This window comes from Micromonospora sp. NPDC047756, from assembly GCF_055587245.1.
Map to the genome: position 1 here is coordinate 90198 of NZ_JBVJGQ010000005.1, position 20495 is coordinate 110692.

Below are 20495 nucleotides of genomic sequence, written 5' to 3' on the forward strand. Positions count from 1 at the left end.
GTTCAGGCGATGCATAGATACGTCTACATCTAGAGATCGAACAGGAGTGTGTGCTAACCGCGGGGCACGATCGGCCCGGTGACCACACCAGCGGCTGGGTCGGGGCGGCCGGGTCGGGTCACCGGTCGGCCAGCTCATCGGTGTCGAGCAGGCTCCGGTCAAGACGCCCCGACCGGTACGCGGCCCGCCCGATCATCTGCGCCGCGACCGGCGCGGTGGACAGCTGGAAGACCGCCACCAGCAGGATCATGCCCAGGTCCGCCGGGGACCGCAGCCGCAACGCGATGCCCAGCAGCAACAGGAGCACCCCGAGCACCTGCGGTTTGGTGGCCGCGTGCATCCGGGACAGCGCGTCCGGGAACCGCAGTACGCCGATCGCGGCGGCCAGGGCGAGCAGCGCGCCGCCCACCAGGCAGAACGCGCCGAGCCAGTCGGCGATCGTCGCGATCACTGCTGCTCCCGGACGGCGAAGCGGACCAGCGACACCGAGCCCACGAAGCCGAGCAGGGAGAGCACCACCAGCACCGGCAGCGTGGTGGCGTGCCGGTTGACCGCCGCCTCGGCGCCCACCGCGGCGACCATGGTGGCCAGCAGCATGTCCGCGGCGATCACCCGGTCGACCAGCGACGGGCCACGGTAGAGGCGGGTCAGCGCGAGCAGCGCCGTCACCGACAACAGCGCGGTGAGGACGACGGCCAGGAAGGTGGTCACGGGCGGGTTCCCTTCTCGGGTGAGGTGACGTCGAGTCGGCGCAGTTCGCTGGTGGAGCCGACCGCGCGGATGATCCGTCGTTCGACGGTGAGGGTGCGTTCCCGGGCCACGTCCAGGTCGGCCGGCCGGTGGGTGTCCAGGACGTGCAGGTAGAGCGTGCCGGCATCCCGGTCCACTTCGAGGATCAACGTGCCCGGCACCAACGAGACCGCCTCCGCAGTGAGCGCCAGGTTCAGGTCGGTGGCCACCCGCAACCGGACCGCGATGATCGCCCCGCGCGGTCGGTAGCCGGGCTGCACGGCGATCCGGGCGATGTGCAGGCTCGCGCTGACCAACTCGACGGCGAACCGGCCAGCGAACACCAGCAGCGCCCACGGTCGCAACCGGCCACCGAAGCTGACCGCCGGCAGCGGGTAGAACACCAGCACGGCCGCGCCCACCAACAGGCCACCGACCAGGTTGGCCCAGTTGATGTCACCCCAGAGCAGGATCCAGACCAGCACCAGCCACCCGAGCGCCACCGCCTGGTCCCGCCAGCGCCCGAGCCGGCCCCGCCCCACCGGAGCGGGCCGGGGGGCGTCGGGAGCCGGCTGCGGGGGGCCGGTCACGGCACACCGCCCGGCAGCACGGCACGGACGTACGGGGTACGCAGCCGCAGGTCCGAAGCCGCGTCGGTGGTGACGTCGAAGAGCGGACCGGCCAGCACTGTCAACGCCAGCCCCAGGGCGACCAGGGCCACTGTGGCGCCCACCATCAGCCTCGGCAGTTGGGTCACCGGCTCGCCGGTGGCCAGCCGGGGCGCGCGCCAGAAGGCGATGTTCCACACCCGGGACGCCACGTACAGGGTGAGCAGGCTGGTCAGCGTGCCGGCCGCGACCAGCACCCCGGGCAGTGGCCCGCCGGCGGCCACCCCGGCCTGGAGCAGGCCGAGCTTGCCGAGGAAGCCGGAGAACGGTGGCACTCCGGCGAGATTCATGGCTGGGATGAAGAAGAGCACACCCAGCAGCGGCGCCACCCGGGCCAGCCCGCCGATACGACGCAGGTCGGTGCTGCCGGCACGCTCCTCGACCAGGCCGGCGACGAGGAACAGCGTGGTCTGGATGGTGATGTGGTGCACCACGTAGAAGATCGCGCCGGAGAGGCCGGCGACGGTGCTCAGCGCCACCCCGAAGATCATGTAGCCGATGTGGCTGACCAGGGTGAACGAGAAGAGTCGCTTCAGGTCGGACTGGGCCACCGCACCGAGGATGCCGATCACCATGGTCAGCCCGGCGACGACCATGAGCAGGATGTCGGCACGCCCACCCGGAAACAGCAACGTCTCGGTGCGGATGATCGCGTAGACGCCCACCTTGGTGAGCAGACCCGCGAAGACGGCCGTGACCGGAGCCGGCGCGGTGGGGTAGCTGTCCGGCAGCCAGGCCGACAGCGGGAAGACCGCCGCCTTGATCGCGAAGGCCAGTAGCAACATCAGCTCCAGTGCCAGTCGGACACCGTCGGGCAGGGCATCGAGACGCTGGGCGAGCTGGGCGAGATTGAGCGTGCCGGTGGCCGCGTACACCAGACCCACCGACGTCAGGAAGATCATCGAAGAGAGGATGCTGACCACCACGTACGTCGACCCGGTCCGGATCCGGGTCTCGGTGCCCCCCAGGGTGATCAGCACGAAACTGGCGGCCAGCAGGATCTCGAACCCGACGAAGAGGTTGAACAGGTCACCGGCCAGGAACGCGTTCGTGACACCTGCCGTGAGCACCAGGTACGTCGGGTGGAAGATCGACACCGGGGTGCTCTCGCTCGTCTCGCTGCGGCCCTGGCCCACCGAGTACAGCAACACGCACAGCGTCACCGCCGACGAGACCACCACCATCAGCGCGGCCAGTTGATCGGCCACCAGGACGATGCCGACCGGCGCCGGCCACCCCCCGACCGCCACCACCACCGGCCCGTGCCGGTACGCCTGCACCAGCAGCACCACCGCCACCGCGAGCGTGCCGCCCAAGCACAGCACACTGATGGTGCGCTGGATCCGGGGCTTCCCGGCCAGCAGCAGGGTCAGCGCCGCACCGAGCAGCGGCACCACCACCGGCAACGGCACCAGGGCGCGCATCACGACTCGTCCCCGCGTCGCAACCGTCGGCGGGCCGGCTCGGGATCGACCTGTTCCGGGTCGCCGTTCGGGCCCTCCCCACCGTGATCGACCGCACCCATCTCGTTGCGCCCGGCGCGGCGGATGATCTGCCTGTCCTCCAGGTCGTCGGGCACCTCGTCGTCGCCGGACAGATACCAACTGCGGTACGCCACAGCCAGCAGGAACGCGGTGAACCCGAACGTGATCACGATGGAGGTCAACACCATCGCCTGCGGCAGCGGGTCGCTCATCCGCTGCACCGGACCGGTGCCGACGATCGGCGCCCCACCCGACCGCCCGCCCAACAGGATCAACAGGTTCACCCCGTTGCCGAGCATGATCACCCCGAGCAGGATCCGGGTCAGGCTGCGTTCCAACAACAGGATCACCCCGCACCCGACCAGCACCGCGACGGCCAGCACCAGCACCAACGTCGGCCCCGCACCGCTCGCCGTCACCGTGCCACCCCTGTTCGCGACTGCGGGGCTCGCAAAACCGACTCACTCCTCGCGCTCACGCCCGGTCCCCCTTGTCGACGGTCAACCCGCCGGCGGCCGTTCCGGTGGCCTCGATGTGCCGGTCCACCTCGGCACCGAGGCTGCGCAGGATGTCCAGGACCAACCCGATCACCACCAGGTACACGCCGATGTCGAAGAAGAGCGACGTGACCAGATGGGCGTCACCGATCAGTGGCAGGGTCCGGTCGACCTTCGCGCTCTCCAGCACCGACCCGCCGACCAGCAGCGCCACCACCCCACTGCCCACCGCCAGAGCCAGCCCGGCGCCGAGAATCGCGCCGGCGCCGATCGGGGCCGCCTCGGTCAACTCGTACCGGCCGCCGGCCAGGTAGCGCACCACCAGGGCGAGACCCGCCACCAGCCCGCCGGCGAACCCGCCGCCCGGCGCGTTGTGCCCGGAGAAGAGCAGGAACAGCGAGAACAGCACCACGGTGTGGAAGATCAGCCGGATGACCACCTCCAACACGATCGAGCGACGCTCCTCGTAGAGGGTGGGGCCACCGCGCAGCCAGACCGGCCGGCCGCGGCCACCCGCCCCCTGCTCGGCATCGGGCCGGCGCGGCCGCGGCCCGGTGCGGGAGCGCTCGAAGATCAGGCTGGCCACCCCGGTCGCGGCCACCACCAGCACCGCCAGCTCGCCCATCGTGTCCCAGGCCCGGATGTCGACAAGGGTCACGTTGACCACGTTGCGGCCGTACCCGTGCACCACCGCCAGGTCCGGAAAGGCGGCGGAGATGTCCGGCGCCCGGCGGGCGCCGACGGCGGTGAGGGCCAAGCCGGCGGCCACCACCCCCGCCGCCACCCCGATCACCCGACGGACCCAACGGGTACGGCGCAGCGGGCGGGCCGAGAACCGCTCCGGCAGGCGACGCAGCACCAGCACGAAAACCGCGATCGTCGCGGTTTCCACCAGAAACTGGGTGAGTGCCAGATCGGGCGCTCCGTGCAGCACGAACAACATCGCCGTGCCGTAACCGGTCATGCCCACCAGCAGCATCGCGGTCAGCCGGCGACGGGCGCCGACCGCCAGCACCGCCGCCACCGTGATCACCACGACGACCACCGGTTGCAGCGCGCTGTCCCAGAGGGGAATCCGCGCCCGCCACGGGCTGGCGGACAGCATCGCCGCACCCGGCACCAACACCAGTGTCACCAGGATGATGCCCAGATACTGCGGCAGCGATCCCCGTTGCGTCGCGCTGGTGACCTCGATGGCCAGCCGGTCGAACCGGCCGACCACCCACTCGTACCCCTGGTTGCCCCCCACCGGTGACCGGAGCCGCGCCAGCACCGGGGCGAGCGGCCCGCGCACGGCGAAGAGCAGACCGCCACCGACGAGCGCCAGCACGGACAGGCCGAGCGCCGGGGTCGGTCCGGCCCAGAGCGCCAGGTGCGCGTCGACCTTGCCGAGCAGATCGGCGTACGGGCGCAGCAGGTCGTCCAACACGCTCGCGGCCGGACCGGCGAGCAGACCGACACCGGCGAGCACCGCGGGCGGTACCAGCAGCGACGCGGCGATCGGCCCCGACGGGACCGGTTCCACGCCGGGCCGGTCAGCGAACGCGCCCCAGAGAAAACGGGCGCTGTACGCGACGGTGAGCACCGTCCCGGCGACCAGGCCGGTGAGGAGCGCCGGTTCGTCGGTGAACGCCGCGAACACCGCCTCCTTGGCCACGAAGCCGACCAGCGGCGGCACCCCGGCCATCGACGCCGCGGCCAGCACGGCGACCACGAACAGCGGCCGGGACCAGTGCCGCACCCCGGACAGCTCGCGCAGGTCACGGGTGCCGGCACCGTGGTCGATGATGCCGACGACCAGGAACAGCGCCGCCTTGAACAGGGCATGCGCCAGCAGCATCGCAGTGCCGGCCAGGGCGGCGTCGGGGGTGCCCGAGCCGGTCACCGCGACCAGCAGGCCGAGCTGGCTGACCGTCCCGTACGCCAGCAGCAGCTTGAGGTCGGTCTGACGCAGCGCGGCCCACCCGCCGAGCAGCATGGTCGCCACGCCGGCGACCTGCACCACCGGCCGCCACGGACCGACCGTGGCGAGCACCGGCGCGAGCAACCCGACAAGATAGACACCGGCCTTGACCATGGCGGCGGCGTGCAGATAGGCGCTGACCGGCGTGGGTGCCGCCATCGCGACCGGCAACCACGAGCTGAACGGCAGCACCGCCGACTTGGACAGCGCGCCGGCCAGGATCAGCAGCACGGCGCCCACCAGGTACCCGCCGCCGGGCAGAGGCTGCTCGCTGATCTCCGACCAGCGGTAGGTGCCGGCGTGTTCGCCCAGCATGATGAAGCCGACCAGCATGGCGAGGCCGCCCAGCGTGGTGACTGTCAACGCCTGCGCCGCCGCCCAACGGCTGGACCGCCGTTCGGTGCTGTGCCCGATCAGCAGGTACGAGAAGATCGTGGTCAACTCCCAGCCGACGTAGAGCAGCAGCAGGTCGTCCGCGAAGACCAGCACGAGCATCGCGCCCGCGAAGGCGACCAGGACCGCCGCGAACCGCGCCAACCCGGTGGAGCCGGCACCGAAATACCGGGCGCTGTAGACCAGCACCAGCGCGCCGACGCCGCCGATCAGCAGCGTCATCAGCCAGGACAGCGTGGTGAGCCGGAACGCGATGTCGAGGCCCAACTGCCGGATCCACGGGTACGTCTCGACCACCGCCCCACCGTCGGCGACGGCCGGGCTGCGAGCCACCGCCCAGCAGAACGCGGCGGCCGGCGCGAGCGCCAGCGGGTAGCACGCGCGCGGACCCCACCAGCGGACGAGCAGGGGCGCGGCGAGGGCCGCCACGAGATGGAGGATGAGCAGTACCAGCACCTGCGCTCCTGATCGACATGGCCGACGCCCGTGGCAGCGGTGGCGCCTTAGCAGCGATCAGACGCCAGTTCCTCCCCCGCCGGGCCGTTTTGCCAGAATTCACCCCCAACCCCACCCATCCCGCCCTCCCCCAGCCCAGCCCGACCCCCCAGCCCAGCCCGACGCCCAGCCCTGCCCGAGGCCCAGCCCAGCCCGACGCCCAGCCCTGCCCGAGGCCCAGCCCAGCCCGACGCCCAGCCCAGCCCGAGGCCCAGCCCAGCCCGACGCCCAGCCCTGCCCGAGGCCCAGCCCGCCCAGCCCCAGCCCCAGCCCCAGCCCCAGCCCCAGCCAACCTCCCCCACTCGCGCCGATCTTGCAGTTTCGGCTGTCGAGTTGCACCAAATGCCCCCTATGCCGCGACAGCAAGTGCAAGATCGCGCTGAACGAGCAGCGCATCCCGGTCGATCATGGAGTTGTGGCGCCCGGTTTCGTCTTTCACGGGGCACTTGTCACCCACCACAACTCCATGATCGACAGGGTGGAGCGGGCGCAGGGCAGAACCGTGGACGGGCGGGCGCAGGCGGGGCGCGGCGCAAGGCGCGGGCGGGGGCGCGGCGCAGGGCGCGGGCGGGGGCGCGGCGCAGGGCGCGGGCGGGGCGCAGTGCGGTGCAGGTAAGGCGCGGGGTGCGGGCGGGGCGCGAGCGCAAGGCGCGGGCGGGCGAGGCGCAGGCGCAGACGGGCGAGGGTGCGCGGGCGCAAAGTGCGGGGCGCGGGCAGGCGGGGGCGCGAGTGCAAGACGCGGGCGGTGCGGGTGCGGCGCGGTGCGGGTGCGGCGCGGGCGGGCGAGGCGCAGGCGGGGCGAGGGGGCGCGGGCGCAAGGTGCGGGGCGCGAATGCAAGACGCGGGCGGGGCGCGGTGCTGGTGCGGGGCGGGCGAGCGCGGGGTGGGGTGGGTGGGGGCGAGCGCGGGGTGGGGTGGGTGGGGGCGAGCGCGGGGTGGGGTGGGTGGGGGCGAGCGCGGGGTGGGTGGGTGGGGGCGGGGATTTGTTGATTGACGGGGGTGGGGCGGGGTTGTCAGGTCAGGAGGGCGTTGTTGAGGGGCTGCGCGTCGTCGGGTGCGGGACGGTCTCGGCGCAGCTCGGCCAGCAGGTCGAGGCGGCCGAGTTGGCGGGCGACCCGGCCGACCACCCGCTCGGCGGCGGTCAGCGACCGCACCGACAGCAGGCGGCCACGGCTCTCGCGGCGCAGCACGAAGTAGTGCACTGCCACGCGGACCTGACCCCGGTCGGCGGCGCTGGCCTGGGCGGTGCAGAGAACCATTTCGCGTAGACAGTGGGCGAGTCGTTCGGCGAGCTCGAGCTCGGGGCCGTGCAGGCCGGCACGGAGCGCGGCGAGGTGGCTGTCGACCTTGCGAATCAGCACGTCGGTGCCCGGTTCGACGGTGCGCTGCTCGCCGGCCATCAAATCCCCTCACCCCGGTTCGCGTTGCGAGTGAAGTTACTTTATGTTGCTCCTTAGAAGCAAGCAGTTAAGTGAGACTTAACGTATTAAGCGCACCTTCCACGCTTTTTGTCTTTTGCTGGTTCATTCCGTCGTGAGGTCGCTCGTGGATGTCGGACCCGCGGGGCACGATGGACCGGTGACCGCGGCAGACGCAGACGCCGGCGCGGTGCTGGCCGGATTCGGCCCGGCCACCCGCGCCTGGTTCGACAACGCCTTCGCCGCCCCGACCGCCGCGCAGACCGGCGCCTGGCGGTCGGTCGCCGCCGGCCGCAACGCGCTCGTCGTGGCACCCACCGGCTCGGGCAAGACGCTCGCGGCCTTCCTCTGGTCACTGGACCGACTCGCCAGCGAACCGGCGCCGGCCGAGGCCCGCCAGCGGTGCCGCGTGCTCTACGTCAGCCCACTCAAGGCTCTCGCCGTCGACGTGGAGCGCAACCTGCGCGCCCCGCTGGCCGGCATCCGGCAGGCGGCCACCCGGTTGGGCGTCGCACCGCCCGACATCACCGTCGGCATGCGCACCGGCGACACGCCCGCCGACGAGCGACGCGCCTTCGCCCGCACCCCGCCGGACATCCTCATCACCACGCCCGAGTCGCTGTTCCTGCTGCTCACCTCCGCGGCTCGCGACTCGCTGCGCGGCGTCCAGACGGTGATCGTCGACGAGGTGCACGCGGTGGCCGGCAGCAAACGCGGCGCCCACCTCGCCCTCTCCCTCGAACGCCTCGACGAGCTGCTGCCCGCCCCGGCGCAGCGCATCGGCCTCTCGGCCACCGTCCGACCGATCGACGCCTGTGCGCAGTTCCTCGGCGGCGCCCGTCCGGTCGACGTGGTGCAGCCGGCCACTCCGAAGACCATCGAGGTCAGCGTCGAGGTCCCGGTGGAGGACATGACCCGCCTGGACGAGCAGGAGCAGCCACCGGAGGACGACCTCGGCGGCCCCGGGCCACGTCGGGCGTCGATCTGGCCGGCCGTGGAGGAACGGGTCTTCACCCTCATCGGGCAGCACCGCTCGACCATCGTCTTCACCAACTCCCGGCGCAGTGCCGAGCGCCTCTGCGCCCGGCTCAACGAGCTGGCCGCCGAGGCGGTGGCCGCATCCGCGTCGGGCGAGGGCGCGATCGGCGTACCGGAGGGGTTGCCGGCCGGCGACGACCCGGCGAGCGACGGTGACCCGGCCTCCGGCGCTCAGCGCTGGGGTGGCCCCGCCGGTCCGGTGCGAACGGCCAGCAGCCAGTCACCCACGTCGCGCAACCGGCCGCCGGCCGAGGTGATGGCCCAGTCCGGCGCGGCGACCGGCGCGGCGACCGGCGCGGCGCCCGTGATCGCCCGTGCCCACCACGGCAGCGTCTCCCGGGAGGAGCGCAAACACATCGAGGAAGCGCTCAAGTCCGGCCAGCTCCCGGCGGTGGTGGCCACCTCCAGCCTGGAGCTCGGCATCGACATGGGCGCTGTCGACCTGGTGGTGCAGATCGAGGCGCCGCCGAGCGTGGCCGCCGGGCTGCAACGGGTCGGCCGGGCCGGGCATCAGGTGGGCGCGGTCTCACGGGGGGTGGTCTTCCCCAAGCACCGCGGCGACCTGCTCTCCTGCGCGGTGGTCGCCGAGCGGATGACCGTCGGCGCGATCGAGGAGCTGCACTACCCGCGCAACCCGTTGGACGTGCTGGCCCAGCAGATCGTGGCGATGGTGGCGCTGGAGCCGTGGGCGCTGGGCGACCTGGCCGTGCTGGTGCGCCGGGCCGCGCCCTTCGCCGAGCTGCCCGACTCGGCGCTGCACGCCGTGCTCGACATGCTCTCCGGCCGCTACCCGTCCACGGCGTTCGCCGAGCTGCGCCCCCGGCTCGTCTGGGACCGGGCCACCGACCTGCTCACCGGCCGTCAGGGCGCGCAACGCCTCGCGGTGACCAGCGGCGGGACCATTCCCGACCGGGGTCTGTTCGGGGTCTTCCTGGCCGGCGCCGAGCGGGCCGCCCGGGTCGGCGAGCTGGACGAGGAGATGGTCTACGAGTCCCGGGTCGGCGACGTCTTCCTGCTCGGCTCGTCCTCCTGGCGGATCGAGGAGATCACCCCGGACCGGGTGCTGGTCTCGCCCGCCCCGGGGCAGGCCGCCCGCATGCCGTTCTGGAAGGGCGACCAGTTGGGCCGGCCGGTGGAGCTGGGCCGGGCGATCGGCGCCCGGGTGCGCACCCTGCTGCGGCAGACGGACGAGGCGGCAGTGGCCGCGCTGCGCGACGGCGGGCTGGACGACTGGGCCGCCGCCAACCTGATGGCCTACCTGCGCGAGCAGCGGGAGGCCACCCGCTCGCTGCCGGACGACCGCACGGTGGTGGTCGAGCGGTTCCGCGACGAGCTGGGTGACTGGCGGCTGGCGGTGCACAGCGTGCTCGGCGCCCGGGTCAACGGACCCTGGGCCCTCGCGGTGGGCCGCCGGCTGGCCGAGCGGTACGGGGTCGACGCCCAGGTGATGCCCTCCGACGACGGCATCGTGGTGCGCCTTCCGGACACCGCCGACGAGCCGCCCGGTGCCGACGTGGTGGTCTTCGAGCCCGACGAGATCGCCCAACTCGTGGAGGAGTCGGTCGGCACCTCCGCCCTGTTCGCCGCCCGTTTCCGGGAGTGCGCCGCCCGGTCCCTGCTGCTGCCGCGCCGCGACCCGCGGCGCCGCCAGCCGCTCTGGCAGCAACGGCAGCGGGCCGCGCAACTGCTCGACGTCGCCCGCGAGTACGCGGACTTCCCGGTCACCCTGGAGGCTGCCCGGGAGTGCCTCCAGGACGTCTTCGACCAGCCGGCGCTGGCCGGGTTGATGCGCGATCTGGCCACCCGCAAGGTGCGGCTGGTCGAGGTGGAGACCAGCGCGCCGTCGCCGTTCGCGCGGTCGCTGCTCTTCGGCTACGTCGGCGCGTTCCTCTACGAGGGTGACGCCCCGCTGGCCGAGCGCCGCGCCGCTGCCCTCGCCCTCGACTCCACGCTCCTCGGCGAACTGCTCGGCCGCGTCGACCTGCGGGAGTTGCTCGACCCGGCGGTGCTCGCCGAGACCGACCGGCAACTGCGGTGGCTGACCGAGCAGCGCCGCCCCCGCGACGCCGAGGACGTCGTCGAGCTGCTGCGGGTGCTCGGTGACCTGAGCGACGCCGAGTTGACCGAGCGGGGTGTGCCGGAGACGTGGCTCAGTGAGCTGGAGGCCACCCGCCGGGTGCTGCGGGTCCGGATCGCGGGCGAGCAGCGTTGGGTGGGTGTCGAGGACGCCGCCCGCCTGCGCGACGCCCTCGGTGTGGCGCTGCCGATGGGGGTGGCCGAGGCGTACCTGGCCCCGGTGGCCGATCCGCTCGGTGACCTGGTGGCCCGCTACGCCCGCACCCACGGGCCGTTCGCCGCGGCCAGCTGCGCGGCCCGGTTCGGGCTCGGAGTGTTCGTCGTCGAGCAGGCGCTGCGTCGGCTCGGAGCCACCGGGCGGGTGGTCTCCGGGGAGTTCACCCCGGATTCGGCCGGCGCCCAGTGGTGCGACGCCGAGGTGCTGCGAATGCTGCGTCGCCGCTCGCTGGCGGCGCTGCGCCGGGAGATCGAGCCGGTGCCGCCCCGGGCCCTCGCCACGTTCCTGCCGCGCTGGCAGCAGGTGGGCTCGTCCGCTCGAGGTGTGGAGGCGCTGGCCGCCACCGTGGAGCAGTTGCAGGGCACCGCGGTGCCGGCGTCAGCGCTGGAGCGGTTGGTGCTGCCCGCCCGGGTCGCTGACTACTCCCCCGCCCAGTTGGACGAGCTGTGCGCCAGCGGGGAGGTGCTCTGGGCGGGGTCGGGCGCGATCTCCGGGGGCGACGGCTGGGTCACCCTGGCGTACGCGGACGCCGCACCGCTGCTGCTCCCGCCGCCCGACGAGGCGTTGACCCGTACTCCGCTGCACGACGCGGTGCTCGACGCGCTCGGCGACGGTCAGGCGCTCTTCTTCCGCCCGCTGGCCGACCGGGTCGGGTCGACCGATGACGCCGCGTTGACCGCGGTGATCTGGGACCTGGTCTGGGCGGGGCATCTCAGCAACGACACCCTGGCCCCGCTGCGCGCGGTGCTCGGCGCCGGCGGCGCGCACCGCTCCCGGCCGTCCGCGCCCCGCACCCGTTACCGGCGGCCCGGTCGGGTGGCGTTGCCGACCCGGGGTGGCCCGCCGACGGTCGCCGGTCGCTGGTCGCGTCTTCCGGATCGGGACCTCGACCCGACCCGGCGGGCAGCCGCGCTCGCCGACCTGCTGCTGGAGCGGCACGGGGTGGTCACCCGGGGCGCGGTGATGGCAGAGCAGGTGGTCGGCGGCTTCTCGGCGGTCTACCCGGTGCTGTCGGCGTTGGAGGAGCGCGGTGCGGCACGCCGGGGTTACTTCGTCGAAGGGCTCGGGGCGGCGCAGTTCGCCGTACCCGGTGCTGTGGACCGGCTGCGCGCGCTGGCCGAGCCGACCGACGGCGCCCGGGGTCGGGGCGCGGTGGCGACGGTGCTCGCCGCTACCGACCCGGCCAATCCGTACGGTGCGGCGCTGCCCTGGCCGGAGCGGGTGATCGACTCCGGCGACGGCGCCACCCCGGCGACCGGGCACCGGGCCGGGCGCAAGGCGGGCGCCCTGGTGGTGCAGGTCGGCGGTGACCTCGTCCTCTACGTCGAACGCGGCGGCCGGACGCTGCTCTCCTTCACCGACGACACCGACGCGCTCGCCGCGGCCGGCAAGGCGCTCGCCGACGCCGTCCACTCGGGGGCGTTGGGCGCGATGTCGGTGGAGCGGGCCGACGGCGAGGCGGTGCACTCGTCGCCGCTGCGGGACGCGTTGACCGCCGCCGGCTTCCGGGCCACCCCCCGCGGCCTGCGCCTGCGCGGCTGACCCACCACTTCCGTCCGCCGGCGGCGCGGCGGGCAGCGACTCCTCGGACCACCCCGGTGGGCCGGGCCTGCGCGGCCGCCCCTCGGCACCACACGGACGAACGTCCGCCGAGCGACGCCCGATGGGCAACCGGCCGGCCAAGGAGCCGCCGAGGGCAATGTCGCGCAGAGCCTGATGTCTGTGAGTCATCGTGATGACTCACAGACATCAGAGTCAACAGAACAACACGCTCCGGCCCCGCCGGTGGCTCAGCCCAGCCTGTCGAGGGCCTTCTCGTAGCCGGGGCGGTCGGCGGCCGGGGTCTTCGCCTCCAGGTAGTTCAGCACCACCGCGCCGCGCCGGTACGACTGGCCACCCCACGTCTCCGCGATGTCACTGGCGCTGGTCTCGTCCGGGAAGACGTAGACGGTTACGGCGTCGGTGGCGATCAGTTCGGAACAGCCCAGGCCGAGGCCGTCAGGCCCACAGTCGACCGAGCGGTCCTTTGGGTGCGGCACCTTCAGGCCGGCGGCCCGGAAGGCGTCGACGACCTGCTTCGCGCCGGGCGCACTGGCCGGGCGCTTGGGCAGTACCACCGGCGGCGGGCTGGCCGGCCGTCGCTGCGTCGTGCCCTGTGCGGCGGGCGGCGCAGTCGCGTCGTCGGCACTGGGTGCGGCCTGGGGCGTGGGCGGGCCGGTCGGGGCCGCCTCGGACGAGACGGTCGGGGTCGCGGCCGGGCTGCCGTCGTCGTCACTGCCACAACCGGCGCTGAGGGCGACGGCGACCAGCAGGATTCCGACTGCGGGGAGGTTCCGAGTTGTCACCAGGGCAGTCTGCCCAACGTCGTCGCGCGGCGGGAGGGGCCGGTCGGCCACTGCGCTGTCCCGTATCCGCCAGCACAGCGCGGGTTCCACTAGCCTGCGGGCATGTCCGCCGTGCCCTGGATCTCGCTCACCACCGACTACGGCCTCACCGACGGCTTCGTGGCCGCCTGTCACGGGGTCATCGCCCGGATCGCGCCGGCCGCCCGGGTGATCGACGTGACCCACCTGGTGCCGCCGGCGGATGTCCGACGCGGTGCTGCCGTACTGGCGCAGACCGTGCCGCACCTGCCGGTGGGAGTGCACGTCGCGGTGGTCGATCCGGGTGTGGGCACCGCCCGGCGGGGCGTCGCGCTGGCCACCCCGGGCGGACTGCTGGTCGGTCCGGACAACGGGTTGCTGCTGGACGCGGCCACCGCGCTCGGCGGGGTGACCGACGCGGTCGAGCTGACCGCGCCGCGCTGGCTGGCCGCCCAGGTGTCCGCCACGTTCCACGGCCGGGACGTCTTCGCACCGGCGGCGGCGCGGCTGGCGCTCGGCGCGCCGCTGGCCGAGGCGGGCCCACCTGTCGACCCCGCCGGGCTGGTGCGACTGCCGACGCCGACGGTGTCCAGCGACGCCGAGGGCTTCACCGCCGAGGTGCTGACGGTGGACCACTTCGGCAACGTCCAACTTGCCGCGCCGGCCGAGATGCTCGATCGGCTGCCGGCCACGATCCGGGTGGGTCCGCCGGGACCGACGCCGGCCCTCGCGGCCGTGCACGGGCGCACCTTCGGCGACGCCCCGGCCGGTGGCCTGGTGGCTTACGTCGACTCGGCCGGTCTGGTAGCGGTCGCGGTCAACGGCGGGCGGGCCGCGGACCTCCTCGCCGCCTCCCCGGGGGACCTCCTGCGGGTATCGGGCTGATGTTCGACTGTGGAATGCTTCTCCGGTGGGTGAGCATGTGGTTCCTGTGGGCTGTCCCTGCTGTGCATCCCGAACCGGCGGGGGGACCTGCCCCGTCTGTTTCTGGACGGACGACGGCCAGACCGACGCCGACGCCGACGCCGTCCGGGGTGGCCCCAACGGCGACCTGAGCCTGACGCACGCCCGCCTCAACTACGCCGTCTACGGTGCCAGCCACCCGCGCTACCAGGACATGGTGCGCACGGCTCGCCCCGACGAGCGCCCCTGACATCGACGGGGCGCCCGACGGGGTGAGCGTGGCTCAGCAGACCGGCACGCTGCCGCCGTACACGTTGGAGATGTACGCGTGGCTGACGTACTGGCCACTGGCCAGACGGTTCCAGCGGGTGGTGGTCCGGTAGGGGCCGGCGACCGACTGACCGGTGACGTAGCACTGGATCGGCACGTGGGCCAGCCGGGCGGCGAGGCCTCGCGTCGCGTACGACGTGCTGGCCCCGGTGCGGATGTTGAGCGGCCCGTCCCCGACCACACCACGCGGCCCCGTTCCGGTCCACAGGTAGGCGACGTCCACCCAGGAGTTCGTGGTCAGCCGCAGCCCGTCCCAGAACGTCCCGTCGGCCAGGTCGATGCCGGCCGGGTTGAGCACGGTCCGCCCGAACTGGTCGCGTCCGCCGTTGTAGCCGGACTGGTAGGCGGCCTGCGCCTCGGGCCGGCCCTGCGGCAGGTTCTTCCAGTTCTCCCGGACCGACGAGGGGTTCCAGTAGTCGTCGCGGGTGTTCCACGGCCCGACGTCCCAGACCGGGGCGTACTCGCAGCGGGAGCCGCTGGTGGTGCAGACCCGCACGGTGTAGTCGCCGGTGTTCAACGGGGAGAGCCCCCTGCGCGACGGCAGCGCCGCGAAGTGGTCCCGGGGTTGCACGGTACGGCCGTTGGCGGTCAGCTCACCGACCAGGCCGATGCGGGTGGCGTACACCCGGTAGGTGCGGCCGGGCGTGGCGGCGGAGACGGCGGCGTTCGCGTCGGCGGTGAGCCGCACGCCCCGTACCGTCGCCGTGGCGCCGCCGTCGGGGGCGGTGAGCACCACCCGGGTCTGCACCCTGCTGACCGGCCGGTCGAAGACCGCGCCGGTGCTGGCCGCCCGCCACTCCGTCCAGCCGGCGGCCCGCCAGCCGCGGACCTGCGCCTCCACTGTCGCCCCGGCCGGAATCGCGGCGTCGACCTCGGCGCGGACCCGGGTGGCCGGCCGGGCGAGGGTGCGGGGAGCCGTCAGCAGCATCCCCTCGGCGACCGCGCTGTGCGGGCTGCGGGCGCCGCGCTCGTTGGACCGGGCCTCCCGCAGGCGGAGGCCCGCGGTGGTACGCCGGACGTTGACATCGTCGCGGTCGACGATGGTGAGGTCGGCGCTCCACCGCTCGTCGCCGGGCGCGGCGGCGACGAGAGCGATCGGAGCGCCGCCGGGTGCGGCCGGGGCAGAACCGCCGGCGGGCAGGAGCGCTGCGGTGAGCAGGAGTGCGAGGGTGGCGATGAGGGCGACGGATGGGATACGACAAGAGGGTCGCGTCATGGGCATTCTCCTCAGAACCTCCTGACCTTCGCATGTCGGGAGATCATGAGGAACCTGAGTACAAATAGCGACACATGCGAATCTTGCTCGAAAGAGGGAGGATGGCAGGGTGCCCGAAGGCGACACCGTCTGGAACACCGCGCGCGTACTGCAGCGTGCGCTGGCCGGCGCGCGGATCACCGGCAGTGACTTCCGGGTGCCGCAGCTGGCGACCACGGACCTCACCGACTGGACCGTCCGCGAGTCGGCCAGCCGGGGCAAGCACCTGCTGCTGCGGCTCGACACCCCGACCGGGGAGCACTGGACCCTGCACTCCCACCTGCGGATGGACGGCGCCTGGCGGGCGTACGCCCCGGGGGAACGCTGGAGCGGGCGGCCCGCGCACCTGATCCGGGTGGTGCTGCGCAGCCCCGGCGCCGTCGCGGTCGGCTACCACCTGCACGACCTGACCCTGGTGCCGACCGTCGACGAGGACGACCTGGTCGGCCACCTCGGCCCCGACCTGCTCGGCGCCGACTGGGACCCGGCCGAGGCGGTCCGTCGGCTCGCCGACCACCCGGAGCAGACCATCGGCGAGGCGCTGCTCGACCAGCGCAACCTGGCCGGCGTGGGCAACCTCTACAAGTGCGAGGTGCTGTTCCTGCGGGGCGTGTCACCGTGGACCCCGGTCGAGAAAGTGCCCGACCTGCCGGGCCTGGTGGCCCTCGCCCAGCGGCTGCTCGCCGCCAACCGGGGCCGGTGGACGCAGAGCAGCACCGGCTCACTGCACCGGGGGCAGACCAGCTACGTGTACGGCCGCCGCGCCCAGCCCTGCCGCCGCTGCGGCACGGCTGTCCGCAAGGAGGAGCTCGGCGAACGGGTCACCTACTGGTGCCCGGTCTGTCAGCCCGAACGCCCGCGCCCCTCGTCTTCCGGCTGACCAGGCTCTCGCCAGACGGGATCCATGGCAGAAACGGACGATTGGGTAATTCCTAACCGGCCGCCGGAGTCGCATGCTGCGGTTGAGCGCTCACCGACCGTCAGCAGAGTGCCGAGGTCCCCCACGCCGGGGTGGCGGACCTCGCGCCCCGAACCGGGGAGAGTCATGGCGATGTTCCGCAGACTCCGCTCCACCTTCCTCGCGCGGACCACCCGCGACACCGACGCCGACGGCCGGGCGGCGTCCGTGCCGGCCCCGCGTACCGCCGAGGAGGCCGTTGTCACGCCGAGCCTGGACCCGGCCGTCGTGCCCCGCTACTTCGGCCCGGTGCCGAACTTCGCCCACAGCCCCCGCCCGACTCGGGACCCCGACGGGCAGGTGGTGGCCGGGACCGGGCTGCGCAAGTTCGTCGACCCACTGCCCGTGCCGGGCCAGCCCGGCCACGGCGAACTCGGCAGCCACCTGCCGGTGGCGGTCCCGGACACCATCAGCTACCCGGGCTGTGACTACTACGAGATCGGCCTGCAGGAGTACGCCCAGCGGCTGCACCGGGACCTGCCGGTCACCCGGCTGCGCGGCTACCGGCAACTCAACCTGGGCACCGACCCCGCCGGACACAACACCGTGGCGCCTCCGGAGCGGCCCTGGCACCTCGGGCCGATGATCCGCGCCCGTCGGGGTCGACCGGTCCGGGTGAAGTTCATCAACCAGCTTCCCACCGGCCGGTCCGGCGAGCTGTTCCTGCCGGTCGACGACACCGTCGAGGGGGCCGGCCTGGGCCCACTGGACGGCCCGGCGCCGTACCCGCAGAACCGGGCCGTGCTGCACCTGGCCGGGGCGCAGACCGGCTGGACCAGCGCGGGCAACCCGGGGCAGTGGATCACCCCGGCCGGGGAGATCACCCCGTACCCGACCGGGCCCGGCCTGGCCCACGTGCCGGACATGCCGGCGCCCGGCGCCGGGGCCACCACGCTCTACTTTCCGAACGAGCAGAGCGGGAGGCTGCTGTGGTTCCACGACAACACCCTCGGCCTGGCCCGGCTCACCGTCTACGGCGGACAGCTCGCGCTCTACCTGCTCACCGACCCGGCCGAGGACCAGCTGATCGCCGACGCGGTGCTGCCGGCCGACCAGGTGCCGCTGGTGATCGAGGACAAGACGTTCGTTCCGGACGACACCCAGCTCGCCGCCGAGGACCCGACCTGGGACCGGGAACGCTGGGGCGCCCGGGGAAGCCTCTGGCACCCGCACGTCTACCAGCCCCGGCAGAACCCGTACCGGTCCGGCGGACGCAACGCCACCGGCCGGTGGGACTACGGACCCTGGTCCCGCAACCCCGCCTCCGCCGACGCCCACGCCGACGGCTGGGTGCCGAACCCGTACCACGATCCGGTGGGCGCGCCGGACGAGCCGCCGTCGAGCCCCGGCGTACCGCACCCGTCGGCGGTGCCGGAGGCGTACGGCGACACCCCGCTCGTCAACGGCGTCGCCTACCCGTACCTGGAGGTACGGCCGCGGGCGTACCGGTTCCGGATCCTCAACGCCTGCCTGGACCGCAGCCTCAACCTTCAGCTCTACCGCGCCTGCTCCGACGCGGCGATGTGGACGGCCGACGGGGCGCTCGCCGACCCCGACGCCGGTGAGGTGCCGATGGTGCCAGCCGCGCGGGCGTCGGACCGGCCGGCGGGGTGGCCCACCGACGGACGCGACGGCGGTGTGCCGGATCCGCGCGCCGCCGGCCCGGAGTTCATCCAGATCGGCAACGAGGCCGGTCTCCTGCCGGCGCCGGTGGTGCTGCCGAACCACCCGATCGGCTACCGCTACGACCGGCTCGACCCGACGGTGCTGAACGTCGACGGACACACCCTGCTGCTCGCCCCGGGCGAACGGGCCGATGTGCTCGTCGACTTCACCGCCGTGCCGCCGGGTAGCACGCTGATCCTCTACAACGACGCTCCGGCCCCGCTGCCCGGCTTCGACAGCCGCTACGACCAGCACACCGACGCACCGGATCGCAGCACCGAGGGCGGCCCGCCTTCGACCGAACCGGGGTACGGCCCGAACACCCGCACCCTGCTCCAGTTCCGGGTCGCCGGTACGCCGGAGCCGCCGTACGACCTGAACCGGCTGCGCGAACGGCTGCCCCTGGCGTACGCGGCCAGTCAGCGCCCGCCGATCGTCCCGCAGCCGGCGTACGACCCGGCGTTCGGCACCCGGACCCCGGCGCAGACGACGGTGCCGGTGCACGCCCGCACGGTGACGTTCACGCCGACGGCCGGCACCGGGCCGGTGACCCTGCCGATCGCGGTGAAGGCCGCGCAGCAGATCTTCGAACCGGACCACGGCCGGTCGGCGGGCCGGCTCGGCGTCGGGCACCCCCACGCCGGGCCGCTGAACCCGACGACGTTGCCGCTCGGTACGACCGACCCGGTCACCGAGGTGCTCTTCACCACCGACCCCGCCGTGCCGGTGGGCTCCCCCACCGACGGCACGCAGCTCTGGCGGATCAGCGGCAACGTCCGGCAGACCGAGCCGTTGCACGTTCCCGGCTGCGACGTGCAGGTGATCAACCGGGTTGGCTGGGACGGCACGCTGCGACTCCCGCACGGCACGGAGCTGGGCTGGAAGGGGATCATCCGGGTCAACCCCCGCGAGGATGTGGTGGTGGCGCTGCGCCCGGTCGCGCCGGTGCTGCCGTTCAAGCTGGGGGACAGCGTCCGGCTGCTCGACCCCTGTCGTCCGGCCGGAGCGCGGACCGGGTCGACGCCGATCAGTCCGATCGACGGGCGACCGGCCACCGTGGTCAACCAACTGGTCAACCTGGGCTGGGAGTACCGCTGGCACAGTCAGCTCGCCGGCCACCGCGACGGCGGGATGAGTCGCCCACTGGTGTTGCGGGTGGCGCCGAAGGCGCCGACCGGGCTGACCGCCACACCGGTGCCCGGCTCGGCCACCGCGCTACCCGCGATCGCGCTGGCCTGGACCAGCAACGGCGGGCGTCCGCCCGCCACCAGTCACCTGCTGCAACGGGCCACCGACGCGACCTTCGGCGGCGAGGTCACCACGATCACCGTCGCGGCCGCCGCCACCCGCTACACCGACGCGACAGTCACCCCCGGCGTGACCTACCACTACCGGATCCGGGCGGAGAACGCGGTCAGCTACTCGTCCTGGTCGAACGGGGTACCCGCCTCGGTGCACCTGGCCGCGCCGAGCGGTGTGGTCGCGACGCTCCCGCCGGCCGCTCCGCTGCGGGTGGCGCTGCGCTGGACGAACCGCTCGTTCGCCACCGGCATCGACGTGCAACGGGCCACCAACCCGACGTTCACCAGCGGCCCGGGCACCACGGCGATCGGAGTCGGGGACAACCACCTGGACCCGACAGTGGCACCGGACACCACGTACTACTACCGGGTGCGCACCACCTACCTGGGCTCCGCCTCGGCGTGGTCGACGGTCGCCACGGTGACCTCACCGCCCGCGCCGGGAACCCCCACCGGGGTGATCGCCACCGCCAGCGCACCGGGGCCGGACACCGCGACGGTGATCCTGGCCTGGGAGGCGAGCACACCCGGCGGCCCCGGGTCCGGGTTCATCGTGCAGCGGGCACTCGACCCGGCCTTCGAGCAGGAGGCGGCCACCTTCACGGTGACCGGCCGCGGCTTCACCAACACGGGGTTGGCCCGGGGCGTCGCGTACCACTACCGGATCCGGTCGTTCAACGTCGTTGGCACCTCGCCGTACACCGGGCCCGTCCTGGTGACGACACCACAGTGATCGGCCCGG

At 73.5% G+C, this 20495-nt stretch carries 14 protein-coding genes; 5 read left to right on the forward strand and 9 right to left on the reverse strand.

Annotated features, from left to right (window positions below):
* Window positions 1-118: 118 nt before the first annotated feature.
* The 7 genes from mnhG to ACZ6NZ_RS17125 all read right to left on the reverse strand — a co-directional run bounded on the left by mnhG (window position 119) and on the right by ACZ6NZ_RS17125 (window position 7629).
* On the reverse strand, window positions 119-448 hold the full coding sequence (mnhG, locus tag ACZ6NZ_RS17095) for a monovalent cation/H(+) antiporter subunit G (protein WP_366608431.1): 330 nt from the start codon (window positions 446-448) through the stop codon (window positions 119-121).
* Complete coding sequence (locus ACZ6NZ_RS17100) at window positions 448-711, reverse strand: MrpF/PhaF family protein (RefSeq protein WP_366608357.1); 264 nt, start codon at window positions 709-711, stop codon at window positions 448-450. The genes mnhG and ACZ6NZ_RS17100 overlap by 1 nt, the downstream gene beginning before the upstream one ends.
* Window positions 708-1319, reverse strand: a complete 612-nt coding sequence (locus tag ACZ6NZ_RS17105; protein ID WP_465858944.1) for a Na+/H+ antiporter subunit E — start codon at window positions 1317-1319, stop codon at window positions 708-710. The genes ACZ6NZ_RS17100 and ACZ6NZ_RS17105 overlap by 4 nt, the downstream gene beginning before the upstream one ends.
* On the reverse strand, window positions 1316-2821 hold the full coding sequence (locus tag ACZ6NZ_RS17110; RefSeq protein WP_465858945.1) for a Na+/H+ antiporter subunit D: 1506 nt from the start codon (window positions 2819-2821) through the stop codon (window positions 1316-1318). The genes ACZ6NZ_RS17105 and ACZ6NZ_RS17110 overlap by 4 nt, the downstream gene beginning before the upstream one ends.
* Window positions 2821-3300, reverse strand: a complete 480-nt coding sequence (locus ACZ6NZ_RS17115) for a Na(+)/H(+) antiporter subunit C (protein ID WP_366608354.1) — start codon at window positions 3298-3300, stop codon at window positions 2821-2823. Before ACZ6NZ_RS17115 ends, ACZ6NZ_RS17110 begins: the two co-directional genes overlap by 1 nt.
* 55 nt (window positions 3301-3355) lie before the next feature.
* On the reverse strand, window positions 3356-6190 hold the full coding sequence (locus ACZ6NZ_RS17120) for a Na+/H+ antiporter subunit A (RefSeq protein ID WP_465858946.1): 2835 nt from the start codon (window positions 6188-6190) through the stop codon (window positions 3356-3358).
* Between the two features lie 1052 nt (window positions 6191-7242).
* Window positions 7243-7629 (reverse strand): hypothetical protein, encoded by a 387-nt coding sequence (locus ACZ6NZ_RS17125; RefSeq protein WP_366608352.1) that lies wholly within the window; start codon window positions 7627-7629, stop codon window positions 7243-7245.
* A gap of 178 nt (window positions 7630-7807) precedes the next feature.
* On the opposite strand from ACZ6NZ_RS17125, the gene ACZ6NZ_RS17130 reads away from it, so the two are divergent.
* Window positions 7808-12520: an Lhr family helicase gene (locus ACZ6NZ_RS17130; RefSeq protein WP_465858947.1), complete on the forward strand. Its 4713-nt coding sequence runs from the start codon at window positions 7808-7810 to the stop codon at window positions 12518-12520.
* A 248-nt stretch (window positions 12521-12768) separates the two neighbouring features.
* Here ACZ6NZ_RS17130 and ACZ6NZ_RS17135 read toward each other — a convergent pair whose 3' ends face one another.
* Window positions 12769-13323, reverse strand: a complete 555-nt coding sequence (locus ACZ6NZ_RS17135) for a hypothetical protein (RefSeq protein WP_465858948.1) — start codon at window positions 13321-13323, stop codon at window positions 12769-12771.
* Between the two features lie 102 nt (window positions 13324-13425).
* Between ACZ6NZ_RS17135 and ACZ6NZ_RS17140 the strand changes: the two genes are divergently transcribed.
* Together ACZ6NZ_RS17140 and ACZ6NZ_RS17145 are read left to right on the forward strand one after the other, a co-directional pair.
* Window positions 13426-14226: an SAM hydrolase/SAM-dependent halogenase family protein gene (locus ACZ6NZ_RS17140; protein WP_465858949.1), complete on the forward strand. Its 801-nt coding sequence runs from the start codon at window positions 13426-13428 to the stop codon at window positions 14224-14226.
* A gap of 25 nt (window positions 14227-14251) precedes the next feature.
* A complete protein-coding gene (locus tag ACZ6NZ_RS17145; protein WP_238671784.1) occupies window positions 14252-14494 on the forward strand; it encodes a CPCC family cysteine-rich protein in 243 nt (80 codons plus the stop codon).
* A gap of 33 nt (window positions 14495-14527) precedes the next feature.
* Here ACZ6NZ_RS17145 and ACZ6NZ_RS17150 read toward each other — a convergent pair whose 3' ends face one another.
* On the reverse strand, window positions 14528-15790 hold the full coding sequence (locus tag ACZ6NZ_RS17150) for a hypothetical protein (RefSeq protein WP_465858950.1): 1263 nt from the start codon (window positions 15788-15790) through the stop codon (window positions 14528-14530).
* A 109-nt stretch (window positions 15791-15899) separates the two neighbouring features.
* On the opposite strand from ACZ6NZ_RS17150, the gene ACZ6NZ_RS17155 reads away from it, so the two are divergent.
* Both ACZ6NZ_RS17155 and ACZ6NZ_RS17160 read left to right on the forward strand, forming a co-directional pair.
* Window positions 15900-16709 (forward strand): DNA-formamidopyrimidine glycosylase family protein, encoded by an 810-nt coding sequence (locus tag ACZ6NZ_RS17155; RefSeq protein WP_465858951.1) that lies wholly within the window; start codon window positions 15900-15902, stop codon window positions 16707-16709.
* A gap of 165 nt (window positions 16710-16874) precedes the next feature.
* On the forward strand, window positions 16875-20486 hold the full coding sequence (locus tag ACZ6NZ_RS17160) for a hypothetical protein (protein WP_465858952.1): 3612 nt from the start codon (window positions 16875-16877) through the stop codon (window positions 20484-20486).
* The last annotated feature ends 9 nt before the right edge of the window (window positions 20487-20495 follow it).